Genomic DNA, 6,000 nt, shown 5'->3' on the forward strand with positions numbered 1-6,000 from the left:
GACGTCTGATGGGGATCTGATGTCCCCGGCTCATATAGAAGGACCGCGCATTCGGCGTTTCTCAACGCCGGCGCGGTCGCCGCGGTCCAAGGGTGCGAACACCCTTTTGCATGTCGCGAAGGACGGCCTGTTACTATAGAGGCCCGCCCCGTGCAAGAGCAAAGACGCGCCGCCGCCACGACAAGAGCGGTCCGCATGCCCCGACGGGACCGGTAGAACCAGCGGGTTCGCGACCCCACCGTGGTTTTTCCCAAGGGCCGCACGTCGACGCGTGGGGAACGGTCATGTCGGCCGCCAGGCATCACGGCCCTTGGCGGCGGACCGGCATCGCGTGATTCGACTGCGGGAGCCCAGGAAGGCCGGTCGCGTCGATCGAGTCACCTCGCGATCGGCAGACCGTCGTCCAACGGTCCCGGATCGCCGACGCAAAAAAGCGGGCGCAGAAGCTGCGCCCGCTCTAACGACCCTGCATGGGGCTCACGCTTCGGCGGAAGGTGATTCCGCGGCGGCTGCGCCACCTTCGATGAGCCTCCAGGTCTTGGTCTTCGAGAAGGGACGGCATTCCTCGATCGACACGGTCTGGCCGACCTTGGCGACGTTGGTCTCGTCATGGGCGTGGTAGTTCTTCGACCGACGGACGGTCTTCTTCATCACCGGATGGGTGAAGCGACGCTCCACCTTCACGACGATGGTCTTCTCGCCCTTGTCGCTGACGACGACGCCCTGCAATACGCGCTTCGGCATGATGTACTCCTCAGGCCTGCGCGGACTTCAGCGTCTTCTGACGCTGGAGAGTGCGAACGCGGGCGATATCGCGGCGGACCTCACGGACCCGTGCGACGTTCTCGAGCTGGCCGGTGGCGCCCTGGAAGCGCAGGTTGAACTGCTCCTTCTTCAGGTTCAGCAGCTCATCGTTCAGCTGATCGGGCGACAGGGCGGCCAGATCCGACTGTCTCTGTGACGACTTCATGATCCCCTCCCCTTAGTCAGCGATACGCTGAACGACGCGCGTGCGGATCGGGAGCTTCGCCGCACCGAGGCGCAGGGCCTCCTTGGCGATGTCCTCGGCGACGCCGTCGACTTCGAACATGATACGTCCGGGATGCACGCGGGCAGCCCAGAACTCGGGTGCACCCTTACCGGAGCCCATGCGGACTTCGGTGGGCTTTGCCGTGACCGGAACGTCCGGGAAGATCCGGATCCAGACACGGCCCTGACGCTTCATCTCACGGGTGATCGCGCGGCGGGCCGCCTCGATCTGCCGTGCGGTGACGCGCTCGGGCTCAATGGCCTTCAGGCCGAACGTCCCGAAATTGAGGTCAAAGCCGCCCTTGGCCGCACCGTGGATGCGACCCTTGAACTGCTTACGGAACCTGGTCTTCTTGGGTTGCAACATGGCAGCCTCTCAACACCTTCTATGGCTAACGGGCATACGCGATCACGCCTCAGGCGTGTTCGCGCCGGCCGCGCTCGCGGCCACCCTCGCCATCGCGCTCGCGACGTCCGCCCGAACGGCCGCCTTCTTCCTGAGCGCGCTTGTCCTGCGCCATCGGGTCGTGCTCAAGGATTTCGCCCTTGAACACCCACACCTTGATTCCGCACGTCCCGTAGGTCGTGAAGGCGGTCGCCACGCCGTAGTCGACATCCGCGCGCAGGGTATGCAGCGGAACGCGACCTTCGCGGTACCATTCCTGGCGAGCGATCTCGGCGCCGCCGAGACGGCCGGAGCAATTGATCCGGATGCCTTCGGCTCCGAGACGCATGGCCGACTGCACGGCGCGCTTCATGGCGCGACGGAAGGCGACACGACGCTCGAGCTGCTGGGCGATCGAATCGGCCACCAGGGTGGCATCGATCTCGGGCTTGCGCACCTCGACGATGTTGATCGTCACGTCGGCCTTGGTGAGGGTGCCGACGAGCTTGCGCAGCTTCTCGATATCCGCGCCCTTCTTGCCGATCACCACGCCCGGACGACCCGAGTGGATGGTGACGCGGCACTTCCGGTGCGGACGCTCGATGACGATCTTCGAGACCGCCGCCTGCTTCAGCTGCTTCATGAGCGCGGCGCGGATGGCCACGTCCTCATGCATCAGCTTGGCGTATTCGCCCTTCTGGGCGAACCAGCGGGAGTCCCAGGTCCGGTTGATACCGAGCCGCAGACCGATCGGATTGACTTTCTGGCCCATCAGGTCCTCCTCACGCCGCTTCGGCGGTCGGGACTTCGCGCACCACGATGGTGAGGTTCGCGAAGGGCTTCAGGATGCGGGCGCCGCGGCCACGCGCACGGGCGTGGAACCGCTTGAGCACGAGCGCCTTGCCGACGAACGCCTCGGAGACGACGAGATCGTCGACATCGAGGTCATGGTTGTTCTCGGCATTGGCGATGGCGCTCTCGAGGCACTTCTTGACCTCACGGGCGATCCGCTTGCGGGAGAATTCCAGGTCGGCCAGAGCCGACTCGACCTTCTTACCGCGGATGAGTTGCGCAACGAGATTGAGCTTCTGGGGGCTCACGCGCAGCATGCGCGCGACGGCCTTCGCTTCGTTCTCGGGGAGCGCGCGGGGGGTGGCTTGCTTGCCCATCTCAGCGCCTCTTCGCCTTCTTGTCGGCTGCGTGGCCGTGGAAGGTACGGGTCGGCGAGAACTCGCCGAATTTGTGACCGACCATCTCCTCGGACACGTAGACCGGGATATGCTTCTGTCCGTTGTGCACACCGAAGGTGAGCCCGACGAACTGCGGCAGGATCGTGGAGCGACGGCTCCAGATCTTGATGACTTCGTTGCGGCTGGATCCGCGAGCGGTCTCAGCCTTCTTGAGGAGGTAGCCGTCGATGAACGGCCCCTTCCAGAGCGAGCGTGCCATGAGGGTTACTTCTTGCGGTTGTGACGGCTGGCGAGGATGAAGACGTCGGTCCGCTTGTTGGAGCGGGTCTTCTTCCCCTTGGTGGGCACGCCCCAGGGCGTGACCGGGTTACGGCCGCCCGAGGTACGACCCTCACCGCCGCCGTGCGGGTGATCGACCGGGTTCATGGCAACGCCGCGGACGTGCGGGCGCTTGCCGAGCCAGCGATTGCGTCCGGCCTTGCCGAGGGAGATGTTCATGTGGTCCGGGTTCGACACCGCACCGACACTGGCGAAGCAGTTGCCGTGGACCAGGCGCTGCTCACCCGAGTTCAGGCGCAGGGTGACGTAGCCCTGGTCGCGTCCGACGATCTGAGCGTAGTTTCCGGCCGAACGGGCGATCGCGCCGCCCTTGCCGATCTTCAGCTCGACGTTGTGGACGATGGTGCCCACCGGCATGTTGCCGACCGGGCCGGCATTGCCCGGCTTGATGTCGACCTGCTCGGCGGCAATCACCTTGTCGCCCGGCGACAGGCGCTGGGGAGCCAGGATGTAGCTCTGCACGCCGTCGGGGAAGGTGATCAGTGCGATGAACGCCGTGCGGTTGGGATCGTACTCGATCCGCTCCACCGTGGCGGCCACGCCGAGCTGCTCACGCCGCTTGAAATCGACGTTGCGCAGGGTGCGCTTGTGTCCACCGCCGCGGAAGCGGACGGTGATGCGACCGAGGTTGTTACGGCCGCCCGAGGACGACTTGCCCTCGGTGAGCTTCTTGACCGGCTTGCCCTTGTAGAGCTCACGGCGGTCGACGAGCACGAGCTGGCGAAGGCTCGGCGTGACCGGTTTGAATGTCTTCAAGGCCATCGGCTTGATCCTAACGCTTTTCGTGTCAGAGCCCGGTCGTGACGTCGATCGTTTCACCCTCGGCGAGGGTCACGATCGCTTTCTTCACGTCCGAACGCTGTCCGCGAAGCCCGCGGAAAATCTTCTTCTTGCCCTTGGTGACGAGCGTGTTCACGCCGGTCACCTTGACGTCGAACAGCTTCTCAACCGCTTCCTTGATCTGCGGCTTGGTAGCCTTCGGGGAGACCCGGAAGACGACCTTGTTCTGCTCGGTGAGGTTCGTCGCCTTCTCGGTGATGACCGGGGAGACGATGATGTCATAGTGGCGCGGATCGGCACTCATTTGAATCGCGCCTCCAGCGCATCGATCGCTGCGCGCGTCAGCACGAGCTTGTCGCGACGCAGGATGTCGTAGACGTTGATGCCCTGAACCGGCAGGACATCGATCTGCGGGATGTTGCGGGCGGCGCGACCGAAGTTCACGTCGACCTCGGCGCCGCTGATGATCAGCGCGCTGGACAGGCCCATCTTCTCGAAGCGCTCGACCAGGTTCCTGGTCTTGCCGTCGGCGAGCGTCACGTCGTCCACGATGATGAGGGTCTCGGCCTTCACCTTGGCGGAGAGGGCGTGACGGAGGGCCAGGGCGCGGACCTTCTTGGGCAGGTCGTGGGCATGGCTGCGCACGACCGGGCCGAAGGCGCGTCCACCGCCGCGGAACTGCGGAGCGGAGGCGGCGCCGTGACGTGCGTTACCGGTGCCCTTCTGCTTGTACAGCTTCTTGCGGGTGCGGTTGACGTCCGAACGGTTCTTGACCGCGTGGGTGCCGGCCTGACGCTTGGCCAGCTGCCAGCGCACCATGCGCTGGAGCAGATCGGCGCGGGGCTCGAGACCGAAGATGGTCTCGTCCAGGTCGATGGACCCGGCGCCGTCGCCGTCGAGAGTGGTGATATCGAGCTTCATCACGCGTTCTCCTCGGAAGCGGGAGCCTCGGGAGCCGGAGCTTCGGTGGCGGGAGCAGCGGAGGAACCGTTCTCACGGAACTTGCCCGGCTGCGGCACGTCGGCGGGGAGCTTGCGCTTCACCGCGTCGCGGATCTGGATCCAGCCGCCGGCGACACCAGGGACGGCGCCTTCGACGAGGATGAGGCCACGCTCGGGATCCGTACGCACGACGCGCAGGTTCTGGGTCGTGACCCGGTCGACGCCCATGTGACCGGGCATCTTCTTGTTCTTGAAGGTCTTGCCGGGATCCTGACGGCCACCGGTCGAACCGATCGAACGGTGCGAGATGGACACGCCGTGGGTGGCGCGAAGACCGCCGAAGTTCCAGCGCTTCATACCGCCGGCGAAGCCCTTACCCGTGGTCGTGCCCGTCACATCGACGAACTGGCCGGGGATGAAGTGGTCGGCGGTGATCTCGGCGCCGACCGGGATCAGCGCATCCTCGGACACGCGGAACTCGGCGAGCTTCTGCTTCGGCTCGACCTTGGCGACCGCGAACCGGCCGCGCTCGGCGGCCGACACGTTCTTCACCTTGGCCTTGCCGACGCCGACCTGAAGGGCGACGTAGCCGTTCTTCTCGACGGTACGGTGGGCAACCACCTGGCATTGATCGATTTTAAGCACTGTCACGGGGACATGTTCGCCTGCATCCGTAAAGATGCGGGTCATGCCGACCTTCTGTGCAATGACGCCTGAGCGCATAGGTGTCTCCCTCGCGCGATTCTACGGTAAGCTCTAAATCCCCGCGGGACTTAGAGCTTGATCTCCACATCCACGCCGGCGGCGAGGTCGAGCTTCATCAGCGCGTCCACGGTCTGCGGCGTCGGATCGACGATATCGAGGACGCGCTTATGGGTGCGCATCTCGAACTGCTCGCGCGACTTCTTGTCGATGTGCGGCGAGCGGTTGACGGTGAACTTCTCGATATGCGTCGGCAGCGGGATCGGACCACGGATGGTCGCGCCGGTGCGCTTGGCCGTCGACACGATCTCGCGGGTCGAGGCATCGAGGATGCGATGATCGAACGCCTTAAGGCGAATGCGGATATTCTGACCGTTCATGACCTGAAACCTTGGCGGGACTTAAGAAGGGGCGGGCGCGAGGACCCGCCCCTCTGTCGATCCCAGCAGACTGAGCGTACCGAACTTAATCGTTGATGGCGGCGACGACGCCAGCGCCGACGGTGCGTCCGCCTTCACGGATGGCGAAGCGGAGCTTCTCTTCCATGGCGACGGGGACGATGAGGGTGACGTCCATGGTCACGCTGTCGCCGGGCATCACCATCTCGGTGCCCTCGGGGAGCACGCACACGCCG

General features: G+C 65.0%; 11 protein-coding genes and 1 pseudogene. All 12 read right to left on the bottom strand.

What is annotated here, in order from left to right; genetic code table 11:
- Positions 1 to 477 precede the first annotated feature (477 nt).
- On the bottom strand, positions 478 to 744 hold the full coding sequence (gene rpsQ / locus MKK51_RS16910) for a 30S ribosomal protein S17 (RefSeq protein ID WP_243978993.1): 267 nt from the start codon (positions 742 to 744) through the stop codon (positions 478 to 480).
- Positions 745 to 754: 10 nt separating this feature from the next.
- Positions 755 to 970 carry a 50S ribosomal protein L29 gene (gene rpmC / locus MKK51_RS16915; RefSeq protein ID WP_018044221.1) on the bottom strand — a complete coding sequence of 72 codons (216 nt, stop codon included), beginning with the start codon at positions 968 to 970 and terminating at the stop codon, positions 755 to 757.
- A 12-nt stretch (positions 971 to 982) separates the two neighbouring features.
- Positions 983 to 1,396, bottom strand: coding sequence for a 50S ribosomal protein L16 (gene rplP / locus MKK51_RS16920; RefSeq protein ID WP_018044222.1), 414 nt, complete (start codon positions 1,394 to 1,396; stop codon positions 983 to 985).
- A gap of 49 nt (positions 1,397 to 1,445) precedes the next feature.
- Complete coding sequence (rpsC, locus tag MKK51_RS16925; protein WP_018044223.1) at positions 1,446 to 2,186, bottom strand: 30S ribosomal protein S3; 741 nt, start codon at positions 2,184 to 2,186, stop codon at positions 1,446 to 1,448.
- Between the two features lie 10 nt (positions 2,187 to 2,196).
- Positions 2,197 to 2,583, bottom strand: a complete 387-nt coding sequence (gene rplV, locus MKK51_RS16930) for a 50S ribosomal protein L22 (protein WP_018044224.1) — start codon at positions 2,581 to 2,583, stop codon at positions 2,197 to 2,199.
- A gap of 1 nt (position 2,584) precedes the next feature.
- On the bottom strand, positions 2,585 to 2,863 hold the full coding sequence (gene rpsS, locus MKK51_RS16935) for a 30S ribosomal protein S19 (protein WP_018044225.1): 279 nt from the start codon (positions 2,861 to 2,863) through the stop codon (positions 2,585 to 2,587).
- Positions 2,864 to 2,868: 5 nt separating this feature from the next.
- Positions 2,869 to 3,705 (bottom strand): 50S ribosomal protein L2, encoded by an 837-nt coding sequence (gene rplB, locus MKK51_RS16940; RefSeq protein ID WP_018044226.1) that lies wholly within the window; start codon positions 3,703 to 3,705, stop codon positions 2,869 to 2,871.
- 25 nt (positions 3,706 to 3,730) lie between these two features.
- The gene (locus MKK51_RS16945) at positions 3,731 to 4,027 is read right to left on the bottom strand and encodes a 50S ribosomal protein L23 (protein ID WP_018044227.1); all 297 of its coding nucleotides are present in this window, start codon (positions 4,025 to 4,027) and stop codon (positions 3,731 to 3,733) included.
- Positions 4,024 to 4,644: a 50S ribosomal protein L4 gene (rplD, locus tag MKK51_RS16950; protein WP_027172970.1), complete on the bottom strand. Its 621-nt coding sequence runs from the start codon at positions 4,642 to 4,644 to the stop codon at positions 4,024 to 4,026. The genes MKK51_RS16945 and rplD overlap by 4 nt, the downstream gene beginning before the upstream one ends.
- A complete protein-coding gene (gene rplC / locus MKK51_RS16955; RefSeq protein WP_018044229.1) occupies positions 4,644 to 5,387 on the bottom strand; it encodes a 50S ribosomal protein L3 in 744 nt (247 codons plus the stop codon). Before rplC ends, rplD begins: the two co-directional genes overlap by 1 nt.
- A gap of 50 nt (positions 5,388 to 5,437) precedes the next feature.
- Positions 5,438 to 5,746 (bottom strand): 30S ribosomal protein S10, encoded by a 309-nt coding sequence (gene rpsJ / locus MKK51_RS16960; protein WP_018044230.1) that lies wholly within the window; start codon positions 5,744 to 5,746, stop codon positions 5,438 to 5,440.
- A gap of 85 nt (positions 5,747 to 5,831) precedes the next feature.
- Positions 5,832 to 6,000: pseudogene (gene tuf / locus MKK51_RS16965) on the bottom strand (elongation factor Tu); the annotation flags it as partial.

Source organism: Methylobacterium sp. E-045 (assembly GCF_022829685.1).
In the GTDB taxonomy this organism is placed as follows: Bacteria; Pseudomonadota; Alphaproteobacteria; order Rhizobiales; family Beijerinckiaceae; genus Methylobacterium.